This is a genomic window from Streptosporangium amethystogenes (genome assembly GCF_000721075.1).
Classification (GTDB): domain Bacteria; phylum Actinomycetota; class Actinomycetes; order Streptosporangiales; family Streptosporangiaceae; genus Streptosporangium; species Streptosporangium amethystogenes.
This window is the reverse complement of the sequence record NZ_JOEQ01000006.1, coordinates 77020-97960: the sequence shown is the minus strand read 5'-3', so window position 1 is coordinate 97960 and position 20941 is coordinate 77020. Positions and strand designations below refer to the sequence as shown.

At 70.5% G+C, this 20941-nt stretch carries 16 protein-coding genes; 11 read left to right on the top strand and 5 right to left on the bottom strand.

Annotation, left to right across the window (positions count from 1 at the left end; translation table 11 throughout):
* Positions 1-12 precede the first annotated feature (12 nt).
* The gene (locus IG98_RS0111795; RefSeq protein WP_051752012.1) at positions 13-489 is read right to left on the bottom strand and encodes an ATP-binding protein; all 477 of its coding nucleotides are present in this window, start codon (positions 487-489) and stop codon (positions 13-15) included.
* 230 nt (positions 490-719) lie between these two features.
* On the opposite strand from IG98_RS0111795, the gene IG98_RS0111790 reads away from it, so the two are divergent.
* Both IG98_RS0111790 and IG98_RS50385 read left to right on the top strand, forming a co-directional pair.
* The gene (locus IG98_RS0111790) at positions 720-2291 is read left to right on the top strand and encodes an NsdA family TPR-like regulatory protein (RefSeq protein ID WP_030909966.1); all 1572 of its coding nucleotides are present in this window, start codon (positions 720-722) and stop codon (positions 2289-2291) included.
* A 122-nt stretch (positions 2292-2413) separates the two neighbouring features.
* Positions 2414-2836 carry a hypothetical protein gene (locus tag IG98_RS50385; protein ID WP_157594288.1) on the top strand — a complete coding sequence of 141 codons (423 nt, stop codon included), beginning with the start codon at positions 2414-2416 and terminating at the stop codon, positions 2834-2836.
* Between the two features lie 8 nt (positions 2837-2844).
* Here the strand turns inward: IG98_RS50385 and IG98_RS0111785 are convergent, their stop codons facing one another.
* Positions 2845-4803 (bottom strand): hypothetical protein, encoded by a 1959-nt coding sequence (locus IG98_RS0111785; protein ID WP_030909963.1) that lies wholly within the window; start codon positions 4801-4803, stop codon positions 2845-2847.
* Between the two features lie 114 nt (positions 4804-4917).
* On the bottom strand, positions 4918-5106 hold the full coding sequence (locus tag IG98_RS52465) for a hypothetical protein (protein WP_211263951.1): 189 nt from the start codon (positions 5104-5106) through the stop codon (positions 4918-4920).
* 69 nt (positions 5107-5175) lie between these two features.
* On the opposite strand from IG98_RS52465, the gene IG98_RS0111775 reads away from it, so the two are divergent.
* The 9 genes from IG98_RS0111775 (at position 5176) to rpe (ending at position 18749) form a co-directional block, all read left to right on the top strand.
* Complete coding sequence (locus IG98_RS0111775) at positions 5176-6633, top strand: amidohydrolase (RefSeq protein ID WP_030909960.1); 1458 nt, start codon at positions 5176-5178, stop codon at positions 6631-6633.
* A gap of 281 nt (positions 6634-6914) precedes the next feature.
* Positions 6915-9272, top strand: coding sequence for a primosomal protein N' family DNA-binding protein (locus tag IG98_RS0111770; RefSeq protein WP_030909957.1), 2358 nt, complete (start codon positions 6915-6917; stop codon positions 9270-9272).
* A gap of 49 nt (positions 9273-9321) precedes the next feature.
* Positions 9322-10989: a hypothetical protein gene (locus IG98_RS0111765; RefSeq protein ID WP_037970043.1), complete on the top strand. Its 1668-nt coding sequence runs from the start codon at positions 9322-9324 to the stop codon at positions 10987-10989.
* A 40-nt stretch (positions 10990-11029) separates the two neighbouring features.
* Positions 11030-12406, top strand: a complete 1377-nt coding sequence (locus IG98_RS0111760) for a hypothetical protein (RefSeq protein WP_030909951.1) — start codon at positions 11030-11032, stop codon at positions 12404-12406.
* A gap of 75 nt (positions 12407-12481) precedes the next feature.
* Entirely contained in the window at positions 12482-13030 is a 549-nt protein-coding gene (def, locus tag IG98_RS0111755; RefSeq protein ID WP_030909950.1) for a peptide deformylase, read from the top strand.
* A 5-nt stretch (positions 13031-13035) separates the two neighbouring features.
* Positions 13036-13965, top strand: coding sequence for a methionyl-tRNA formyltransferase (gene fmt, locus IG98_RS0111750; RefSeq protein ID WP_030909949.1), 930 nt, complete (start codon positions 13036-13038; stop codon positions 13963-13965).
* Positions 13966-13970: 5 nt separating this feature from the next.
* Positions 13971-15488: an RsmB/NOP family class I SAM-dependent RNA methyltransferase gene (locus tag IG98_RS0111745; protein ID WP_084195301.1), complete on the top strand. Its 1518-nt coding sequence runs from the start codon at positions 13971-13973 to the stop codon at positions 15486-15488.
* Positions 15489-15587: 99 nt separating this feature from the next.
* The gene (gene asnB / locus IG98_RS0111740; protein WP_030909947.1) at positions 15588-17441 is read left to right on the top strand and encodes an asparagine synthase (glutamine-hydrolyzing); all 1854 of its coding nucleotides are present in this window, start codon (positions 15588-15590) and stop codon (positions 17439-17441) included.
* Positions 17442-18092: 651 nt separating this feature from the next.
* Complete coding sequence (gene rpe, locus IG98_RS0111730; protein ID WP_030909946.1) at positions 18093-18749, top strand: ribulose-phosphate 3-epimerase; 657 nt, start codon at positions 18093-18095, stop codon at positions 18747-18749.
* 141 nt (positions 18750-18890) lie between these two features.
* On the opposite strand, the gene IG98_RS0111725 is transcribed toward rpe, so the two are convergent.
* Both IG98_RS0111725 and IG98_RS0111720 read right to left on the bottom strand, forming a co-directional pair.
* Entirely contained in the window at positions 18891-19937 is a 1047-nt protein-coding gene (locus IG98_RS0111725; protein ID WP_030909945.1) for an ABC transporter ATP-binding protein, read from the bottom strand.
* A complete protein-coding gene (locus tag IG98_RS0111720) occupies positions 19934-20935 on the bottom strand; it encodes an ABC transporter ATP-binding protein (RefSeq protein WP_051752011.1) in 1002 nt (333 codons plus the stop codon). Before IG98_RS0111720 ends, IG98_RS0111725 begins: the two co-directional genes overlap by 4 nt.
* Positions 20936-20941 lie beyond the last annotated feature (6 nt).

The following is a 20941-nucleotide window of genomic DNA, read 5'->3' as shown; positions in this document are numbered from 1 at the left end:
ACGGCCCGCTCATCATGAGCGCTCGGGAGAGGTAGGGAACTTTGCGGCGGTGAGTTGGGCCCAGACGGCGTGGCCGTGGGATTGGCTGCCCCGGCAGCCGACCTGGGAGGCCAGGGCGGTGACCAGGGGGAGTCCCCGGCCGTCCTCGCCGAGGAGGGCGGGGTGGACGATGGCGGGGACGGAGCCCCGGCCGGAGTCGTAGACCGTCACCCGGGTGACCTCGGGCCTGCGGACGACCTCGACGACGAACGTGCCGTACGGCCCCCCGCTGGCGGTGTGCCGGACGGCGTTGGCGGCGAGTTCGGCGACGATCTGCTCCGCGTCCTGACAGAAGGGCGAGTCGGCCAGCAGGAACCGGACGAAGCGCCGGGCCTCGGGAACCTGGACGGGGCGGCCGGGGAAGGTCCGCCGCCAGGTCAGGCCGCCGGGGCGGAGCCGTACCATCGCGTCGATCAGCTCCGGGGCCACGCCGTCGTGGGTAGCGGTCATGCGTGCTCTCCTGGTCTCCTGGTCAGGGAAAAATCGTTGGCAGAACAGTGGTCCGGCCCTCCCGCGCGGTAGCCCTCCGAGCCTCCGGCGGCGAGATACTCCGTGAATGTCGCCGCTGACCTGCGAGAACATCGCCTCTGACGGTCGAAGATCCCCACTTCTCCGCCGGACTGTCATTCTCCGTGACCATCGGCATACGATCCGTGTGTGCTCGGGGAAGGGAGTTGAGGATGCCCGGAGAGGGATACCGGATCCTGCTGGGGTGCAGGCGGCGTAGTGAGGCGCTGCGGGCCTGTCGCCTCACGTTCGACCAGATCGCCGGCGTGTTCGCCCTCGATCATGCGGTCAGCCCGCTGCGGCTGTATCGCTACGCGCACGGCCGTACGGCGGGTGATGTGGTGGCGGCCTACAACGACCTCGACCCGGCGGGCACCGCCACCCTGCGGGCTGCGCGCTTCTACGACTACGAGGCCTGGCCGCAGGCCGGGCGGCGTCCCGGTGCTGCGGCGGTCGCCATCTTCGCCCGCGTCTACCAGACCACCGCCCGCCGCCTGGTCACCGACGAGGTCTACGCCTCGTACGGAGTGCGGGACCGCGACCTGATCGACCAGACGGATCACCGCCACCTCGACGCGCACTACCGCCGCGAGGTGTCCGCACCGGCCATCCCGGGCACCAAGGGAACAGAGGCACTTTCCCCACTCGTTCCCGTGCCCGCGCCCGCCCGCTGTGCCGACCTGCTGCGCGCGGTCGGCGCAGAGGAGGCCGACGTGAAACGCCGCGAGCTGCTCTTCGAACTGGCCCTGGTCCTGGGCGGGACGCCTGCCCTGGGCCTGCTGCGCCACCTCACCCCGCAGGAACGGGAACGCCTGGCCGTGGCCGCACGCCACCGAGGCCCGATCGACGCGGCCACCATCGACGTGCTGGAACGGCTCACCGCCCGCCTGTGGGCCATGGACGAGGCGTCTGGCCCTCAGCGGGTCCTGCCGATAGCCGAGGCCAAGCGCGTCATGGTCGACGACATCCTAAAACGGGGCTCCCTCACCCCGTCCCTGCGCGAGCGCCTGCTACGCCTCTACTGGAGCCTGAGCCACCTGACGGGCTGGTGCCACTACGACCTGATGGATTACACAAATGCCGCCCGTCGCTACCAGGAAGGGCTGGCTGCGGGTTACGAGCTGGGTACTCCTGCTCTCCTGGCTCATCTGCATGGGCTGATGGCTGACATGGCGATTTTTCAAGGCAAGCCAACCATGGCGATAGATCATGCCTTCGCGGCCGAGGGATGGGCCAAGAACAGTGGCAACGCCCTGCAGCAGGCAGCGACCTTCTCCATAGTCGCCCGGGTGCTCTCGAACTCGCAGCGCTCGGGGGAAGGGCTCCGGATGCTCGACCATGCCGTCAGGCTGGCAGGCGGAAGCCGGAACGGAGCAGAACTCCAGCACCTTTTCTGGCTTGAGCCGGACCGTATCGCTCGCCACGCCGTGTTCTGCCTCATCAAGGCAGGACAGTTCGATCGGGCGATAGTCGAAGTAGAGCAAAGGCTCGCGAAGATGGGGCCTGGTTCTGTCCTGGTTAAAAGCATCCTTCAGCTCGAATATGCGACCGTGCTGATCAAGAAGCAGGAGATCCCGGCGGCCGCCACCATGATTGACAAGGCTGCGCAGGCCGTCGTGGGGCACAGTTCCGCTCGTTTGGTTCACTCCGTGCAGCAGACTCGTGCTCGGCTCGCACCGTGGGAGGGCAACAGGTATGTCCAGGACCTGGACGAACGGTTGCGTTCGCTGGCCATCCCGGCCTGATGTGTTCTGGCGCTTTTCCCAGGAAATGCTCGACCATCAGACATCATTGGAGCTGGGGATGTCGGCCGATATGGACGGAGAGTTCTGTGGCACACCTTGCTTCCGCCGTTATTAGGTCGGCTGTGATCGTCGCTCTGGGGATTCTGGCTCTGGGGGCGTGTTCCTCCGATCTTCCGGGACCGACGGTGGCCCAGGCCGAGGTGACCTTGAAGGCCGACATCGACTGGCTGATGAAGCTGATCCATGCGAAGGATGTCAAAGTGACGAATGAAGGTGGCAGGAACATTCCCTGCGGGGAAGGAAAATCTAGGCGAACATACGGCGTTATCGGAGTAAGTACATACAGCTTGGATGATCCGGTGAGCACGCTCAATATGTTGGCCGGTGGATTGATCAAGCGAGGCTATAAAGTTGTTTCCGCTGATCCGGCGACACCACGTGACGAACTCGTTAAGACGGAGTCGTATGTTAGGGTGGTGACCACGTCCCCCAAGGACAAGAATTTCGCTCTCGCTGGGGAAACCGAATGTCTAAAGAATTCCTGACATCGCTGTCATCCCCACGGCGCAGGATTATCCCTGGTTTTTCCTTTTGCTCCGGTAAAGAGAATGTCGATCTCCGCTGCGGCCTCTCCGGCTGTGCTCTTGTCTCCGCTCCCCGAACCGTTACTGATAAGCCAGTCCGCAAGGTTCTTCAACGCTTTCGGGTCCTTCGCCAACATGCTGAAGGGGAGGAGGGTCCCGTCAGCTCCGGTGATGGGTGGCTGGCTGAAGGCGGGATCGGTGGGAGGCACCTTGTACGAGAACCCGTAGCGTCTCAGCTCATGGAATATCCAGTACTCGCTGCCCAGAGTGGCCAGGCGATTGGTCTCCTTGAGCTTGTCCAGGCGGGTTCCGTCGATGTCCTTGTAGGAGTCGATGGTCTCGGTAGTGGACTTGCTGATCATCAACCAGATGAAATCTTGGAACGATTCCTCCAAGAGGCCCAACCCGGCGGCGCCGAATCCTGTGGCATCGACCCCCAACCCCAGCAGGAAGAAGATCCGGTCCCTTGCTTTCTGGTCGTATTCGTCCATCTTTCCTTGGGCTTCGTTTGTAGCAGCGATCTGCATTCCCGCCAGGTAGCCCATTCCGATAAAGGCGCGTCCCAGGTATTCGACGTTTTTCCCCTGGTCTTTGACTGCGGCCGAGTCCATAAGATGCCTGGCGAACTTCCCCATCCCTTCCTCGAACGGCTTCATATGCTCTGCGGAGTCGGCGAATGTCTTCATGAATCGATAGGTGTCGCCGGGGCTGAGGACGAACTTTGGGCTGAGCCCGAGGATGAGTGTGTCTGTCTTCTCGAAAACACTGTCCTTGGTTCGGTTGGCGTCCCGGAAGCTGGCTCCCTCCATCATCTCGGCGGCGTAGGCCCCCGCGAGCATTGACAGGAAGACTCTCGCGCCCTTCGCCACATCCATCGGCTGCCCCTCCGGATTGCGGAAGTCCGCTCCGGTCCGGAGATCTCCCATGGTCGTCATGGCGTTGAAGGCGAATCGCACCGCCCCCGGCCCCGGAGAGCGCTTCTCGAAGACGCCGGCTCCGGCGGCGAGCATCCGGCCGAACTCCGCCTCCAGGTCGAAGGCGATCGGGTCGTACTCATTGGGATAGAGCGAGACCTCCGCGTTGAGTTCGGAGAACAGGTCCCGCAGTTCCTCGCGCGGCAGGTCGTTGAACAGGGCCCTGGCCGTTTCCGGATTGTTGGCCAGGGCGGACAGGAAGTGGCTCAGGTCGGCGGTCCAGCGCGCGAGAACCTCGTCCCCGGGGGATTTCCGCACGCGGGGACGGACCACCTCGGTAAGCCATCCGGTGGGGAACCTGCCGTGACCGAGCAGCAGGCCCAGGTCGGCTCCCTGCGCTTTTCCGAGGTTCTCCGGCTCCCAGGCCGGGCCGAGCGACTTCGGCCGCCGGGCCACCGCCGCGGCGAGAGCCTCGCCCATGGTCTTCCAATGTTTCCGCGCGGACTCGCCACGGTAGTGATTCAGCTCCCGAAGAACGGCCGCCGCGCCCTTGGGGCCGAGGGCGGCGAAGACGCCGGCGGTGAAGTCGGCGTCCCCGCGCCGGTCGGCGAGCTGCGCGAAGGCCCGGTCGTAGTCGTTCCCGGAGGAGTGCGGACCCGTCCCCGACAGCCGAACGAGGGTCTCCGCGAGCTTTTTGCCCTCGTCGTTGGCGAGGGTGTGCGTCGCGAGGTCCCTCTCGTCGAACGCCATGAGTCCCCCGGGCGACGGCGTGGGTCCCGGCGGGCCCAGACCCGTCAGGCCCGGGGCCCAGTCCGCCAGGGAGTCGGATTCCTGGATCATCTGGTTGCGCTTGCGCAGCCGCGGGATCTCCTGGTCCAGCCAGCCTTCGATCTCGCGGATCGGCAGCGCCGCGGACCGGTCGGCGTCCACCGAGGAGAGCAGGTTCAGAACTCTGGCGGTCTCCTCACCGATCACTTTCCGCGCCTGCTCCAGCGACGCGATGAACTGCTCCATCAACTCCGGATTAATTCCTGAGTATTCATCCGGAGATGACCCGTTTTCCGATGACGCAGGCGGCGTCGGCCCCATATCGAAAGTCTCCTACCGAAGGCAATCCCCAGTTTTACCTTAGGCATCCGGATCGCAACCGGACAGGAATTCGATTCGCTGCTCCCACTGATCGCGCAACTCGTCGAAGATCGCTTCGCCTTGTCGCAGCACGTCGAAGCCGAGTGCGGTGACCATGTCCCAGGCCGCGTCGACCGAGGTCAGCTCGGTGTCACTGGACGGCGTCGGCCATTGCACGGCAGCCGTCACGTCGGCGGAGTCGGCAGTCGCGATGAACGAGACGAGGGATCGGCCGGCTGTCCGCCTAAAGTCTGTCCCATGTCCTCTTCCTCCTCCCGCCTGCTGCTGCGCGACGTACGGATCGGTCCCGGGGGTCCGCTGCGCCATGTCCTGATCGTCGACGGCCGGGTGGCGGAGGTGACCACTGAGCCTCCCGCCTGCGACGAGTCGGTCGACGCGGGGGGTGGCACCCTGCTGCCGGGGCTGTGGGACGCGCACGTGCACTCCGTGCAGTGGGCGCAGGCCCGGCGCAGGATCGACCTGACCTCGGCGCGGTCGGCGCGGGAGGCGGTCGACCTCGTCGCCCCGGGGGCGGGTACGGCCGGGTTCACGGTCGGCTACGGCTTCCGCGACGGCCTGTGGCCGGACACACCGGACAAGTCGCTGCTTGAGGCGGCGGCGCCGGGCTGCCCGATCGTGCTGGTGAGCAACGACCTGCACACCGCCTGGTTCAGCCCGGCCGCGCTGGCGGCGATCGGCAGGGGCGGGCATCCGACGGGGGTGCTGCGCGAGCGCGACTGCTACGACGCGATGGCGTCGATGCCGCCGCCGCCCGAGGACGAGCTGGACCGCTGGGTGGCCGAGGCCACCACCGCCGCCGCGGCCAGGGGCGTGGTCGGCGTGCTGGACTTCGAGTTCGCCGACAACGTCACCGACTGGACCCGTCGGGTCTCGCGGGGAGGGGTCGACGTCCGGGTCGGCTGCTCGATCCCGGTGAACCGGCTTGAGGAGGCCATCGGCCGCGGGCTGCGCACCGGGGAGCCGGTCGCCGGCTCGGCGGGCCTGCTGGAGGTCGGGCCGGTGAAGACGTTCGTGGACGGCTCGCTGAACACCAGGACCGCCTACTGCGCGGACCCGTATCCCGGTGGCGAGGCGCGCGGGCTGCTGGAGACACCACCGGAGGAGCTGCACGGGGTCATGAAGTTGGCCGCCGGGCATGGGATCGCCCCGGCGGTGCACGCCATCGGCGACCTGGCGGTGGGCATCGCGCTGGATGCCTTCGAGCGGGTCGGTTGCCCGGGGCGGATCGAGCACGCGCAACTGGTCCGCCCGGAGGACTTCGGGAGGTTCGCGAGGCCCGGTCTGGTGGCGGGTGTGCAGCCCGCCCACGCGCCCGACGACCGGGAGGTGGCCGATCTGCACTGGCGGGGGCGGACCGGGCGGGCCTTCGCCTACGCCGACCTGCTGGCCGCGGGGGCGAGGTTGGAGCTGGGCTCCGACGCTCCGGTGGCGCCGCTCGACCCATGGGACGGGATCGCCTCCGCCGTGGCCAGGACCGACGACGAGCGCCCGCCGTGGCACCCGGAACAGGCGATCTCGCTGCCGGCGGCGCTGGCGGCGGCCGGCCGGGGCCGGGCCGGGGTGCGCCCGGGCGACCCCGCGGACCTGATGATCACCGAGTACGACCCGGCGGGGCTGGACGGGGACGGTCTCCGTCACATGCCGATCCTCGGCACCCTGCTCGCCGGCCGCTGGACCCACCGCCGCGCCATCTGACCTGGTGGCCAGGCAGGAAAACGACCCGGTCCGGCTTGGCCGGCCGTCGTGCCGTCTGATCCGCTCGATCCACCGGACCCGCCGCAGCGCCGTTCGATTCGGTGGATCGGGTCCGGAGGCCCCCTGCCTGATCCGCTGCCGGGTCGTCAGGTCTGCCCGGCTGGGCCAGGTGGCGAACCGTCTGATATGCCATCCCATGTCCGGTTATATCCAGAGACCGGTGCCCTACCGCCGACCGGCCGACCGTCTGGGCGGGGGCCGGTGTCTGGTAGGACAGGCGGGTGACCCACGCCAACCCCTCGCCGGATGACGACGCCCTCCTGCCACTCGACGCCGTACGTGAGCGGCCCGGGCCCGGCAGGGCCGCCAGGGCGCGGCCGGGGGCCGTCCGAGCGGCCGGGGTGGCCAGGTCGCAAGGGGTGGCCGAGCAGGTCAGAGGGGTGCCGGAGCCGGCCGAGGAGCTGCCGGTCGCCCGGGTGGTCGTCGACACCCCGCTGCCGCATCTCGACCGGTTGTTCGACTACCTCGTCCCCGCCCCCCTGGACGCCGCCGCGGTGCCGGGGTGCCGGGTCCGGATCAGGTTCGCGGGCAAGCTCGTCGACGGTTTCCTGCTGGAACGGGTGGAGACCACCGAGCACCAGGGCAGGCTGACCCGCCTGGAGCGGGTCGTCTCCGCCGAGCCCGTGCTCACCCCGGAGATCGCCGCGCTGGCCCGTGTGGTGGCCGACCACTACGCCGGGACCATGGCCGACGTCCTGCGCCTGGCCGTCCCGCCCCGCCACGCCAGGGTCGAGGCCGAGGTCGTCGCCGCCTCCGAAACCGGTACGGACTCACGGGCGGGGAACGACGCGGCTGAGACCTCCGCAGAGTCCGGATCCGAACGGACGGCAGGAGAGGCGGGGCCGAGGCGGACGGAACCCGGAGCGGGCGAGGAGCGGGGGACCGTGCCGGGGCCGGGACGAAGAGGCGAGAGCGGACCGGGAGAGGGGCCAGAGGCTGTGCCGGGGCCGGGGCCGGGACAGAGCGGCGAGAGCGGCCCGGGCGGGCATCCGGGGGACGAGCCGAAGCGGGAACCGGGGCCGTGGGCGGACTACCGGGAGGGGGAGGCGTTCCTGGCGGCCCTGGCGAAGGGGGGCTCCCCCCGAGCCGTGTGGACCGCCCTGCCGGGCACCGACCAGGACGGGCCCGGGTGGCCGAGGGCGGTCGCGGTTGCCGTACGGGAGACCCTGCACGGTGGCAGGGGAGCCCTCGTGGTGCTTCCCGACGGCAAGGACGTGGCCCTGGCCGACGCGGCGCTGAGCGCCGTCCTGGGGCCCGGCGCGCATGTGGCGCTGACGGCGGACCTCGGGCCCGCGGAGCGCTACCGGCGGTGGCTGCGCCTGTCCAGGGGCCAGGTCAGGGTCGCCGTCGGCACCAGGGCGGCGGCGTTCGCCCCGGTCGCCGACCTCGGGCTGGCGGTGATCTGGGACGACGGCGACGACCTGCACTCCGAGCGGCTCGCCCCCTACCCGCACACCAGGGAGGTCCTCGCGCTGCGTGCCCACCGGGCCCGCGCGGGCCTGCTCATCGGCGGGTACGCCCGCACGGCGGAGGCCACCCAGCTCATCGCCACGGGCTGGGCGGGGCCCATCGTCGCGGCCCGCCAGGCGGTCAGGGCCAGGGCGCCTAGGGTCCGTCCGGCGGGGGAGGACTCGGAGCTGGCCAGGGACGAGGCGGCCAGGGCCGCCCGGCTGCCCAGCCTCGCCTGGCGGATCCTGCGCACGGGGTTGGAGAGCGGCCCGGTGCTGGTGCAGGTCCCCCGGCGGGGCTACCTGCCCGCGCTGGCCTGCCAGGGCTGCCGGGCGCCGGCCCGCTGCGGGCACTGCGGCGGGCCCTTCGCGCTGCGTGGTGGCCATGTGGCCCCGTACTGCCGCTGGTGCGGCCGGATCGCCGGCGAGTGGCGCTGCCCCTCCTGCGGCGGGGCACGGATGCGGGCCCAGGTGGTCGGTGCCCGCCGCACCGCCGAGGAACTGGGGCGTGCCTTCCCCTCCGTACGGGTCAAGACGTCGGGCAAGGACGGGGTGCTGGCCACGGTCGGCGCGGCCCGGGCACTGGTGGTGGCCACCCCGGGAGCCGAGCCGGTGCCCGAGGGCGGATACGCGGCGGCGGTGCTGCTGGACGGCTGGGCGCTGCTCGGCAGGCCGGACCTGCGCGCCGCAGAGGAGACGCTGCGCCGGTGGATGAACGCGGCGGCGCTGCTGCGGCCCCGCGCCGAGTTGGTCGTGCTGGCCGATTCCTCGTTGCCCGTCGTGCAGGCGTTGCTGCGCTGGGATCCGGTGACACATGCCGAGAGAGAACTGGCCGACAGGACAGAACTCGGTTTCCCCCCGGCGGTGAAAATGGCGACGCTCACCGGATCTCCGGCGGGGGTCAGGGAAATGCTCGGTGAGGTGGCGCTGCCCTCCGAGGCACAGGTGCTCGGCCCGGTCCCGGTGGCCTCGCCCAGGGGGGATCAAGTGCGGGAACGTGCCATGGTGCGGATCGCGCGAGGCTCCGGCTCCACACTGGCCGCGGCCCTGAAAGGAGCCGTGGGAGTGCGCTCCGCACGCAAGGCCGCGGAGGTGGTCAAGGTATGCATTGACCCCCTAGATGTGATTTGAGTTGTTTCCCCGATTCGCGGTGCTGGCAGTAAGCCGTTAATTTTCCCCTGTGTCGATCGAATGGGTGAATCGGGCCGTAGACGACCTGCGCGCGTGGGGGCGTGCGCGCGGCCTGGACGTTGACGTGGACGAGGTACGGCTGCTCTGCGACTACGCGAGTGACTATCTGGACGTGAACGAGCTGGGTGATTTCACCCCCGTCGCCTTCGAGGAGCTGCTGCTCAACATCTATCCACGCAAGGTCATCGCCCCGCCGGAGAGTGCCCCCGAGACCGTCGCCGCCGCCCGTACCCTGGTCGACTTCCTGCTCTCGACCGAGGAGATCGGCGGCAAGATGGCCGTCCGGATGAGGAGCGTCCTCGACCGGATCGAGCCCGAGATGCCCATCGCCCTCGCCGACACCTCCAGGTTCGGCATGGCCAAGAGTCTCTTCAGCGCGATGGGCGCCGACTCGCTGGAGCGGGCCGCCGGGAGCACTGAGAGCGCGATCCTCTCCGTCTCGGCGGCGCAGGAGGAGCCCGCCGTCGAGCACTGCGACTGCCCCGGCTGCTCGCCGCTTCCCTCGGTGCGCCTGGCGCCCCGCGAGACGCTCGTCCAGAGCGCCCTGCGGGTGCCGCTGCTGACCGACGCGCGCAGGCTGGTCCAGTGGATGCTCGCGGGAGGGCGCACCCCGACCGTCAAGGGCAGGCTCAGGGTCCGTGACGCCACCGAGGCGATCGCCCAGCTCTCGGTGACCGACCCCGGTCTGCTCTGGGAACTCGCGGTCCACACCGGCCTGGTCACCGTCGAGGGCACCGCCATCTTCGACGGCGAGGACTTCGACCCGCTCGACATCTGGGCCGCGACCGTCGAGTTCGTCGTCGAGAAGGAGACCGGCGGTGCCGTGACGGGCGAGGCCTCCCTGGACGAGGAGCTCTACGGCCTGTGCGACATGCTCTACCGCCTCCAGGCACCCGTGCCGATCCCGCTGGTCAGGGAGTACCTGGACGAGATCGGCCTGGTGGAGGAGGGGGAGATCGACGTCTCCGAGGTCGTGCGACGGCTCGCCTACTGCGGGATGGCCGAGCCGGGCGACGAACTCCTGGAGCTCACCCCACTGGCCCTGTGGGGGCTGCACAGGCTCTACACCGACCTGGGCATCGAGGCGCCCCAGGCGGCCGATCTGGCCCTCGCCGACGCGCCCGACCTCATCGAGGGACTGCTGTCGGGGATGCCCGCCGAGATGGCCGAGGCCGACATCGAGGGCTGGCTGCGGCACAGGAGCCCGGCGCAGGCGGTCGCCGAGCTGCTCGGCTCCGTCTCGGGGGCGCCCTCGGTCGCCAGGGGCATAGCGGTGACGATCGTCGACCGGCTCGGCCCCGACGCGGAGGAGGCGGTGCGCGCCTTCCTGGAGGAGCCGGAGCTGCGCCCGCACGCCATCCACTGGCTGACCGCGCGCGGTCTGGCGGCCCCCGCGCTCACCTCGGAGGAGGTGCTCTGGATGAGCGTGGACATGCTCGTCCTGGCGATGCCCTCGGCCGAGGAGGATCCGGAGACGTTCGCCGAGAACATGTCCGCCTCCGGGCCGCCGCAGAGCGTGATCGAGGAGATGTGGCGGGTCGACCACCCCGAGGTCGTCGAGGTCCTTGAGCTGCTCGGACGCTCCCTGAGGGACCACAACGCGGCCAAGGCGGCCCGCAAGGCGGCTTTCAAAGCACGTTCCCGCGCCATCGGCTGAGCCGTGTATGTGTGAGGCGCGAGTGCAGTAAGTTTCACGGGTGGCAAAGAGCGGGAACAGTGGGAACGTCTTCGACATCGGCGAGTTGCGCAGGCTTGTGGACGAGCTGGGAGCGGCACCCCGCGAGCTGCGCACAGTCGTTCTGGAGGAGTCGGTCACAGCCGCGGGCCGTGACTGCCCCCCGCGCGGCGACGCGCTGAGCTTCCCGCCGGTCGACCTCGCCCCGGACGCCGAGCTGGCCGCGTCCGTGCCGCTGGTGCCGCTGGTGCTCGACGCCCAGCGGCTGGCCGCCTGGACCGGCACCCGTGCGGTGACCCCCGAGGGACTGTTGCCCGACCCGTTCGGGCCGTGCGCGGAGCTCGGCCTGCCGGGCCCGGCGCGGCTGCATCTGCTCTGGGTGGTCGCGGTCAACACCGGCATGCTGCGCATCTCCCGCGGTCGGGTGGACCCCGGCCCGCTGGCGCTCTCCGCCGACCTGCCGCACCGGGCCGTGCTGGGATTCTGGGACGGCGTGGTCATGGACGTCCTCGACCGTGCGGACGACGACCTGACCGGGTCTCCGGTGATCGACGATCACCTGGCCGAGCTGCTCGCCACGCTGTACGCCGTGCGCGAGGGACTGTCCACCGCGACCCTGGTCAAGGGCATCCTGCAGTCGCACCGGGTGGCCTGCGGGGCCGGTCCCGCCGAGATGAGGACGCTGACCGGCACGCTGCCCGCCCAGCTGGAGTCGGCACTGTCGCTCCTGGGCTACTGCGGGCTGGTCGAGACCTCGCGGGCGGGCAGGCCCCGGCTGACCCCGCTCGGCATGTGGGCCGTCCGCCAGGACCTCATCAGGGAGGGCCACGACGCGCCGACGGGCGCCGAGGTCGCCGTCTTCACCGATCTCGGCGCGCCCGAGCTGGTCGAGGCGATCATGAAGGGTTCCGCCGCGCCCAGCGCCGTCACCGTGTGGCTGGAGTCCCGCCACCCCGAGGCCGCCGCGCGCGAGCTGGTCAAGGTCGCCGCCTCGGGCACGGCAGGCCGGCGCGGTGTCGCGGGCGCGATCCTGGAGGAGCTCGGCCCCGAGGCCGAGGCCCCGCTCAGGGAGGCGCTCTCCGAGCCCGCCATGTGGCGCTACGCCGCCTCCTGGCTGCACATCCGAGACCTGCCCGCGCCCGCGCTCACCCCCGCGGACAACACCTGGCTCGCGGTCGACTCGCTCGCCTCGCTGCTGGAGCGGGGTGAGGCCTCCGAGGCGATCTGCGAGTTCGACGCGCTCGAACCCGGAGAGGACCTCATGCGCGTGGTCGAGGAGATGGCCCTGGTGGAGCATCCCGACACGTTCGCCGTCCTCGACCTGCTCGGCTCCCGGCACGGCACCGCCGCGGTGGCCAAGTCGGCCCGCAAGGCCGCCATGAAGGCCCGCTCCCGCTGAGGTGCGCGGAAGGCCCGGGGGAGGCGGCCGGCGCCCTTAGACTGGGGCGATCCCCTGAAGCGTGAGGAGACCCTGTTGGCCATTCAGCCGATCCGCCTTTTCGGCGACCCGGTGTTGCGCACTCCGGCCGATCCGGTCAAGGACTTCGACAAGGAGCTGCGCAAGCTCGTCAAGGACCTTACCGACACGATGATGGACGCACCGGGGGCCGGGCTGGCGGCACCCCAGATCGGGGTCGGGCTCCGGGTCTTCACCTACTACGTGGACGACCAGCTCGGACACCTGATCAATCCCAACCTCGACCTGTCGGACGAGGCGGACGAGGAGGGCGAGGAGGGCTGCCTGTCCTTCCCGGGCCTCTCGTTCCCCACGCCCAGGGCGCTGCGGGCCGTGGCGACCGGTTTCAACATGCACGGTGAGCCGGTGACGCTTGAGGGCACCGACCTGATGGCCCGCTGTTTCCAGCACGAGACCGACCACCTCGACGGCGTGCTGTTCATCGACAGGATGGACACCAAACAGCGCAAACTCGCCATGAAGGCGATCCGCGAGGCCGACTGGAGCGGTCTGTCGGCCCCCGCGGTCAAGTTCTCCCCGCACGCCACCCACGGGAAGGCTCTGTAGGAACCTTGCGCCTGGTCTTCGCCGGAACACCGGACACAGCCCTGCCCGCGCTGCGGGCTCTGATCGACTCACCCCGCCATGACGTCGTCGCCGTCGTCACCCGGCCGGACGCCCAGTCGGGCAGGGGCCGCAGGGTCCATCCGAGCCCTGTCGCCGAGCTCGCCGAGGAGGCGGGCATCGAGGTGCTCAGGCCACAGAAGGCGGGTGACCCGGCCTTCCTCGACCGGCTCACCGAGCTCGCCCCCGACTGCTGCCCGGTGGTCGCCTACGGTGCGCTCCTGCCCCAGGCCGCCCTGGACATTCCCCGGCACGGCTGGGTCAACCTGCACTTCTCGCTGCTGCCGGCCTGGCGCGGCGCGGCGCCGGTGCAGCACGCCGTGCTGCACGGTGACGCGATCACCGGCGCGGCCACCTTCCGGATCGTCAAGGAACTGGACGCGGGCCCGGTCTACGGCGTGGTCACCGAGGAGATCCGCCCCACGGACACCAGCGGGGAGCTGCTCGCCCGGCTCGCCGAGTCCGGTGCCGGGCTGCTGACGGCCACCCTCGACGGGATCGAGGACGGCAAGCTGGAGGCCGTGCCGCAGCCCGGGGAGGGGGTCAGTCTCGCCCCGAAGATCAGCGTCGACGACGCCAGGGTCGACTGGTCCGCGCCCGCCATGCGCGTCGACCGGCTGGTCCGTGCCTGCACTCCCGCTCCGGGCGCGTGGACCGAGTTCCGCGGTCAGCGGGTCAAGCTCGGCGCCCTGCGACCGGTTCCCGACGCCTCCCCCCTGGCCCCCGGCCAGATCGCGGTGTCCAAGAACACCGTCCTGGTCGGCACCGCCACCTACCCGGTCGAGCTGGGCGAGGTGCAGCCGCAGGGCAAGCGTCTGATGGGGGCGGGGGAATGGGCCCGCGGCGTGCGGCCCACGGACGAGGATCGGCTGGCCTAGAGATCATGAGCAGTGCTGGTGGTGACGGCCGTAACGCCGCACGAGGCGGGCGCGGTCAGGGGCCGGCTCCGCGCGGCCATGGAGCGGGCGGGAACCGAGGCAGGGGCAGGGGGCCGGCCGGGGCCGGGCGTCCACCCAAGCCGGTCCGCGACGAGGCGCGCAACACCGCGTACGACCTGATGCGTGCCGTCGACGAGCGGGACGCCTACGCCAACCTGCTGATGCCCACGCTGCTGCGCGAGCGCCGCCTGTCGGGGCGCGACGCGGGACTGGCCACCGAACTGGCCTACGGCACCCTGCGCGGTCTCGGCACCTACGACGAGATCATCGCGGCCTGCAGCGACCGGGCGCCGGAGGACGTCGACCCGCCGCTGCTCGACGCCATCCGGTTGGGCGTGCACCAGTTGCTCAAGACACGGGTGCCCCCGCACGCCGCCGTCGGCACCACGGTCGACCTGGTGCGGCTGCGGGTGGGCATCGGCGCCTCGAAGTACGCCAACGCCGTGCTGCGCAAGGTCTCCACCCGGTCGTTGGAGCAGTGGATTCCGATCGTGGCGCCCGACCCCGCCGACGACCCCGTCGGCCATCTGGCGGTGGCCCACAGCCATCCGAGGTGGATCGTCGAGGCGCTGCGCGACGCGGTGGGCGGCGACTTCGACGAGACGGCCGCCCTGCTCGCCGCCGACAACGAACGTCCCCGGGTGACCCTGGTCGCCCGTCCGGGCCGCTCGTCGGTCGCCGAGCTTCTCGACGCGGGGGCCGAGCCCGCCCGATACTCCCCGTACGCGGCCTACCTACCCGAGGGCGACCCCGGCGCGATCCTCGCCGTGGCCGAGTCGCGGGCCGCCGTCCAGGACGAGGCCAGCCAGCTCGTCGCGCTGGCCCTGACCCGGGTCCCGGTGGAGGGCGCCGACTCGCGCTGGCTCGACCTGTGCGCGGGCCCCGGCGGCAAGGCCGGCCTGCTCGACGCCATCGCGACCCGGGGTGACGAGGCGGGCCTCGCGGCGGGCGCCGGGCCGACGGCCTTCCCCGGTGGGGCGCATCTGCTCGCCGCCGAGCTGCAGTACCACCGGGCGCGGCTGGTGTGGCAGACGACCCGGCAGGCCGCGGTGATCACTGCGAACGGCACCGTGCCCGCCTGGCGGCCCGGAGTCTTCGACCGGGTCATGCTGGACGCCCCCTGCACCGGCCTGGGCGCGCTGCGCCGCCGCCCCGAGGCCCGCTGGCGCCGCGATCCCCGGAGCCTTCCCGAGCTGGGCAGGCTCCAGCGCGACCTGCTCGCCTCGGCGATCGAGGCGGTCCGTCCCGGTGGCGTCGTCGGGTACGTGACCTGCTCGCCGCACCTGGCCGAGACCGACGTCGTGGTCGGCGACGCCCTGCGCGACCGTGACGACGTCGAGGCGCTGGACGCCCGCGCCTACCTCCCCGAGGTCGAGGGGCTGGGCGGGGGGCCGTACGCGCGGTTCTGGCCGCACCGGCACGGCACCGACGCCATGTTCCTGGCCCTGCTGCGCCGCCGCTGAGCGGACCTCGGGATCGTCATCGCAGTTCAGGGCATATATGGATGCCGCACACCGTTCGACTGGGCATAACTGCTTCCAAGGGGACGCGGGGGTGGCGAAATGTGTGGAATCTGCGGATGGGTGGACTTCGAGGGCGATCTTCGGCAGTCATCGGACATCGCGAAGGCCATGACCGACACCATGGCCTGCCGAGGGCCCGACGACGAGGGGATCTGGCTCGCCCCGCACGTCGCGATAGGCCATCGGCGCCTGGCGGTCATCGACATCGAGGGCGGCCGCCAGCCGATGATCGTCACGGAGGAGGGGCTGCCGCTCGCCGTCCTCACCTACAGCGGCGAGATCTACAACTTCGTCGAGTTACGCGCCGAACTGGCCGCCCACGGCCACCGCTTCCAGACCCGGAGCGACACCGAGGTCGTGCTGCGGGCCTACCTCGAATGGGGTGAGGACCTCGCCGACCGGCTGAACGGCATGTTCGCCTTCGCGATCTGGGACACCCGCCGCGAGGAGCTGCTGCTCGTCCGCGACCGGATGGGGGTCAAGCCGCTCTACTACCACCCCACCGCGCACGGCGTGCTGTTCGGCTCCGAGCCCAAGGCGATCCTCGCCAACCCGCTCGCCGGGAGGCCCACCGTCGACGCCGACGGGCTGCGCGAGCTGATCGCCTCCGTCAAGACCCCCGAGCACGCCGTCTACCAGGGCATGTACGAGGTCCGCCCCGGCCAGGTCGTCCGGGTGACCCACGAGTTCCTGTGCCGGCGCCGCTACTGGCAGCTGAACTCCCACGAGCACGTCGACGACCTCGCCACCACGGTCGCGGGCGTACGCGACCTGCTGGACGACATCGTCGGCCGCCAGCTCGTCGCCGACGTGCCACTCTGCGCCCTGCTCTCCGGCGGCCTCGACTCCAGCGCCGTCACGGCACTCGCCGCGCTGGGGCTCCGGGAGCGGGGGGAGGGGAGGATCCGGTCGTTCTCCGTGGACTTCGCCGGATACACCGAGAACTTCCAGCCCGACGAGATGCGCGACACCCCCGACACGCCGTACGCGCACGAGGTCGTGCGGCACGTCGACGCCGACCACACCGACATCGTCCTGGACTCCGCCGACCTCATGGACCCGGCGGTGCGCGACGCGGTCCTGCGGGCGCGGGACCTGCCGATCGGCATCGGTGACATGGACACCTCGCTCTACCTGCTGTTCCGTGCCATCCGGGGGCACTCCACCGTGGCGCTGTCCGGGGAGTCGGCCGACGAGGTCTTCGGCGGCTACCGGTGGTTCCACGATCCGGAGGCGGTCGCCGCCGACACCTTCCCGTGGCTGGTCTCCCCGGGGGTGGAACGGTTCGGCGGGCTGGGGGCGCTCCTCGACGAGGGCCTGATGCGCAAGCTGGACATCCCCGCCTACCGGGCGGACAGCTACCGGCACGCGCTGGACGAGGTGCCCCGGCTGCAGGGTGAGGAGGGGCTGGAACGGCGGATGCGGGAGATCTCCTACCTGAACCTCACCCGGTTCGTGCAGATCCTGCTGGACCGCAAGGACCGGATGAGCATGGCCGTCGGGCTGGAGGTCCGGGTGCCGTTCTGCGACCACCGGCTGGTGGAGTACGTCTTCAACGCCCCCTGGGCGATGAAGACCTTCGACGGGCGGGAGAAGAGCCTGCTCCGTGCCGCCACGGCGGACATCCTGCCGCCCTCGGTCGTCCACCGCCGCAAGAGCCCCTACCCCTCGACGCAGGACCCCTCCTACACCGAGGCCGTCCGCGCGGAGGCGGCCCGGCTGCTCGGGCGCGGGGACATCGCGGCCGCGCCGCTGATCGACAGGGAGAAGGTACGGGCGGTGATCGACCAGCCGGAGATGGACGGCGGCCCGGCGGGAGGCCGGGTGGCGCTGGAGGGATTGCTGCAGTTCAACGCCTGGCTGGAGAGATACCACATCCGGATCGACATCTGACCCCGGGGCTACTCCACCGAGGATCCGTCCACCGGTGTGCACGGCGGCGCATCTGCTCCGGTATCCCCGGCGCTCGGCGATCACCGGTCCCGTCGTTGACCACCGGGCTCTCGGGATGGCAGACGACGGCCGTCCCGCCGCCGGCCTTCTCGGCATCCCCTGACGTTCCTGCCTGTTTCAGGCAAATAGCCGATGACGTCTGCGCTGTCATCGGATACCCCCGGCGTGGGGACCCCCGCCTTCGGGCGGGGGAGGAAACGCGGCGCGGTGCCGTGTTTCCGGGTGGGTGGTGTAGCCGTGGCCGTCGGCTCACTGGAGCAGGTGGACATGGCGGTGGCCGATGCCCTTGTACGGTGCCGTCCCGGGTGGTGGTTCGATGATTCGAATGACTCCCGAAGGGAATTACTCGGGCGATCTCCCGCTCGCCGGGATGGTTATGAATTCGCGTCCTGTGAAATCCCCGGCCATCCGCGAGTTCGATGCCGGAGAGGCAGTGCGGTGAATGGTGAGAAAGCACAGAAATATGGCCATATGTCTGATATGTCATGCGATATACGGCGAGTGTCGAGTGCCGGATGACGCGTGACGCGGGTCACGCGGTGGACGGCGGGTGCCAGAGGGCAGGGCGTCGCCTCATAGAATCGGCCAATTATGGCCGTACAGATCTCGCCCAGCATCCTGTCCGCCGACTTCGCCCGCCTCGCCGAGGCGGCCGAGGCGGTCCCCAACGCCGACTGGCTGCACGTGGATGTCATGGACAACCACTTCGTCCCCAACCTCACCCTCGGGCTGCCGGTGGTCGAGTCCCTGCTCAAGGCGACCTCGATGCCGCTCGACTGCCACCTCATGATCGAAGACCCGGACCGCTGGGCCCCGTCCTACGCCGAGGCCGGAGCCCAGAGCGTGACCATCCACGTGGAGGCGGCCAAGGCCCCGGTGCGCACGCTGCGCCAGATCCGCAGCGCCGGTGCCCGCGCCGGCCTGGCATTGAACCCCGCCACCCCCGTCGAGCCGTACGAGGACCTGCTCGACGAGCTCGACATGCTGCTGCTGATGACCGTCGATCCCGGTTTCGGCGGGCAGAAGTTCCTCGACGTGGTGCTGCCCAAGATCCGCCGGGCCCGCGAGCTGATCGACCGCTGCGGCGGGCAGGTCTGGCTCCAGGTGGACGGCGGCGTCTCCGACACGACGATCGAGCGCTGCGCGGAGGCGGGCGCCGACGTCTTCGTGGCGGGCAACGCCGTCTACGGCGCCGAGGATCCGGCCCGCGCGGTCGACGGTCTGCGCGCCCGGGCCACTCGCGGCTGACCGGTCCCGTCCAGAGAGCGTCCGGGAAGCCCGGAGCGCCGGGCGGACAGCCGAACGGCGGAGGGCGGACCCGGGATGGGTCCGCCCTCCGCCGTTCTCGCACCGGGGGTCACCGGTCACGGGGACCGGTGACGGCCGGCGTCAGGTCTGCAGTGCCGGGTCCAGCACCACGTCCTGGCCGTGCACGGTCGGCTCCTCGGGGAAGTGGCAGGCGGTCAGGTGACCTTCCCTGTTTCCCTCCAGCCTGAGCAGCGGAGGCTCCTCGGTGGCGCACCTGTCCTGGGCCTTCCAGCAGCGGGTGCGGAAGCGGCAGCCGGACGGCGGGTTGATGGGGGAGGGCACGTCGCCCGCCAGGCGGATGCGCTCGCGCGGCTCGTCGTCCTCCTGCACCTCGGGCACCGCCGACAGCAGCGCGTGGGTGTAGGGGTGGCGGGGGCGCTCGTACAGGGAGGCGCGGTCGGCGACCTCGACGATCTTGCCGAGGTACATGACCGCGACCCGCTGGGAGAAGTGCCGCACGATCGCCAGGTCGTGCGCGATGAACAGGAACGCGATCCCCATGTCCCGCTGGAGCTGCTGGAGCAGGTTGACCACCTGCGCCTGGATGGAGACGTCGAGGGCCGAGACCGGCTCGTCCGCGATGATCAGTTTGGGGTCGAGGGAGAGCGCGCGGGCCACCCCGATCCGTTGCCGCTGGCCGCCGGAGAACTCGTGCGGGAAGCGGTTGTAGTGCTCGGGGTTGAGCCCGACGATCTCCAGGAGCTCCTGGACCCGCTTGGTCACGCCACCCGGCGGTTTGATGCCGTTGATCTCCATCGGGCCGCCGATGATGGTGCCCACGGTGTGCCGGGGGTTGAGTGACGAGTACGGGTCCTGGAAGATCATCTGGATCTCGGCCCGGATCGGCTTCAGCTCCCGGCGACTGGCGTGGCCGATCTCGCGTCCGGCGTAGCGGATGCCGCCCGAGGTGGGTTCGAGCAGCCGGGCCGCCAGCCGCCCGGCGGTGGACTTGCCGCAGCCGGACTCGCCGACCAGGCCGAGTGTCTCACCGGCGTGCACGGTCAGGTCGATGCCGTCCACCGCGTGGACCCGGCCGACCTGCCGTTTGAAGACGAGGCCGCCCATCACCGGGAAGTGCTTCTTCAGACCGGACAGCTCCAGCAGCGGCTCGGAGGTCGTCTCGCTCACTTGTGGATCTCCCGCTTCTGGGCCAGTGTCAGGTAGCACGCGTCGCCGTGGCCGCGGTGCGGGGACAGCTCGGGCCGCTCCGAGCGGCACAGCTCGGGCCCCGCCACCTCCATGAAGTCGCACCGCGGGTGGAAGGGACAGCCGGTCGGGACGTTGATCAGGCTCGGCGGGGTGCCGCGGACCGGCCGGAGCTGCACGTCCACCGGTGCGCTCAGCCGGGGCATGGAGGCCAGCAGGCCCCAGGTGTAGGGGTGGCGGGGCTCGCGGAGGACCTCCTTGACGCTCCCGCGCTCCACCGCGCGCCCGGCGTACATCACCAGCACCTCGTGCGCGGTGTTGGCGACCACGCCGAGATCGTGGGTGATCAGGATGATCGAGGTGCCCATCTGGTCCTGGAGGTCCTTGAGCAGGTCCAGGATCTGGGCCTGCACCGTCACGTCCAGCGCGGTGGTGGGCTCGTCGGCGATCAGCAGGTCGGGGTCGCAGACCAGCGCCATCGCGATCATCGCGCGCTGCCGCATGCCGCCGGAGAACTGGTGGGGATAGTCGTCCACCCTGGTCTTCGGCTGCGGGATGCCGACCCTGGTCAGCATCTCGATGGCGCGGGCCCTGGCCTCGGCGCGGCTCGCGCCGGTGTGCTTTCGGTAGACCTCGGAGATCTGCTTGCCGATGGTGTGATAGGGGGAGAGCGAGGTCAGCGGGTCCTGGAAGATCATCGCGACCTTGTTGCCGCGCAGTTTCTCCATGGTGGACCGGGAGGCGCCGATCAGCTCCTCGCCGTCCAGCCGGATCTCCCCGCTGATCGTGCTGGTCTCCGGGTTGTGCAGGCCGAGCACCGTCAGGTTGGTCACCGACTTGCCGGACCCGGACTCGCCGACGATGCCCAGCGTGGTGCCTTTCTCCACGTCGAAGGAGAGCCCGTCCACCGCGTGGACGACACCGTCCTCGGTGTGGAAGTCGACGGTCAGGTCACGGACCGAGAGGAAGGGAGTTGACACTTTCTT

Coding starts and splice junctions, on each gene's coding strand:
- IG98_RS0111795 (WP_051752012.1), bottom strand. CDS start 489: ATGACCGCTACCCACGACGGCGTGGCCCCGGAGCTGATCGACGCGATG.
- IG98_RS0111790 (WP_030909966.1), top strand. CDS start 720: ATGCCCGGAGAGGGATACCGGATCCTGCTGGGGTGCAGGCGGCGTAGT.
- IG98_RS0111785 (WP_030909963.1), bottom strand. CDS start 4,803: ATGGAGCAGTTCATCGCGTCGCTGGAGCAGGCGCGGAAAGTGATCGGT.
- IG98_RS0111775 (WP_030909960.1), top strand. CDS start 5,176: ATGTCCTCTTCCTCCTCCCGCCTGCTGCTGCGCGACGTACGGATCGGT.
- IG98_RS0111745 (WP_084195301.1), top strand. CDS start 13,971: ATGAGCAGTGCTGGTGGTGACGGCCGTAACGCCGCACGAGGCGGGCGC.
- asnB (WP_030909947.1), top strand. CDS start 15,588: ATGTGTGGAATCTGCGGATGGGTGGACTTCGAGGGCGATCTTCGGCAG.
- rpe (WP_030909946.1), top strand. CDS start 18,093: ATGGCCGTACAGATCTCGCCCAGCATCCTGTCCGCCGACTTCGCCCGC.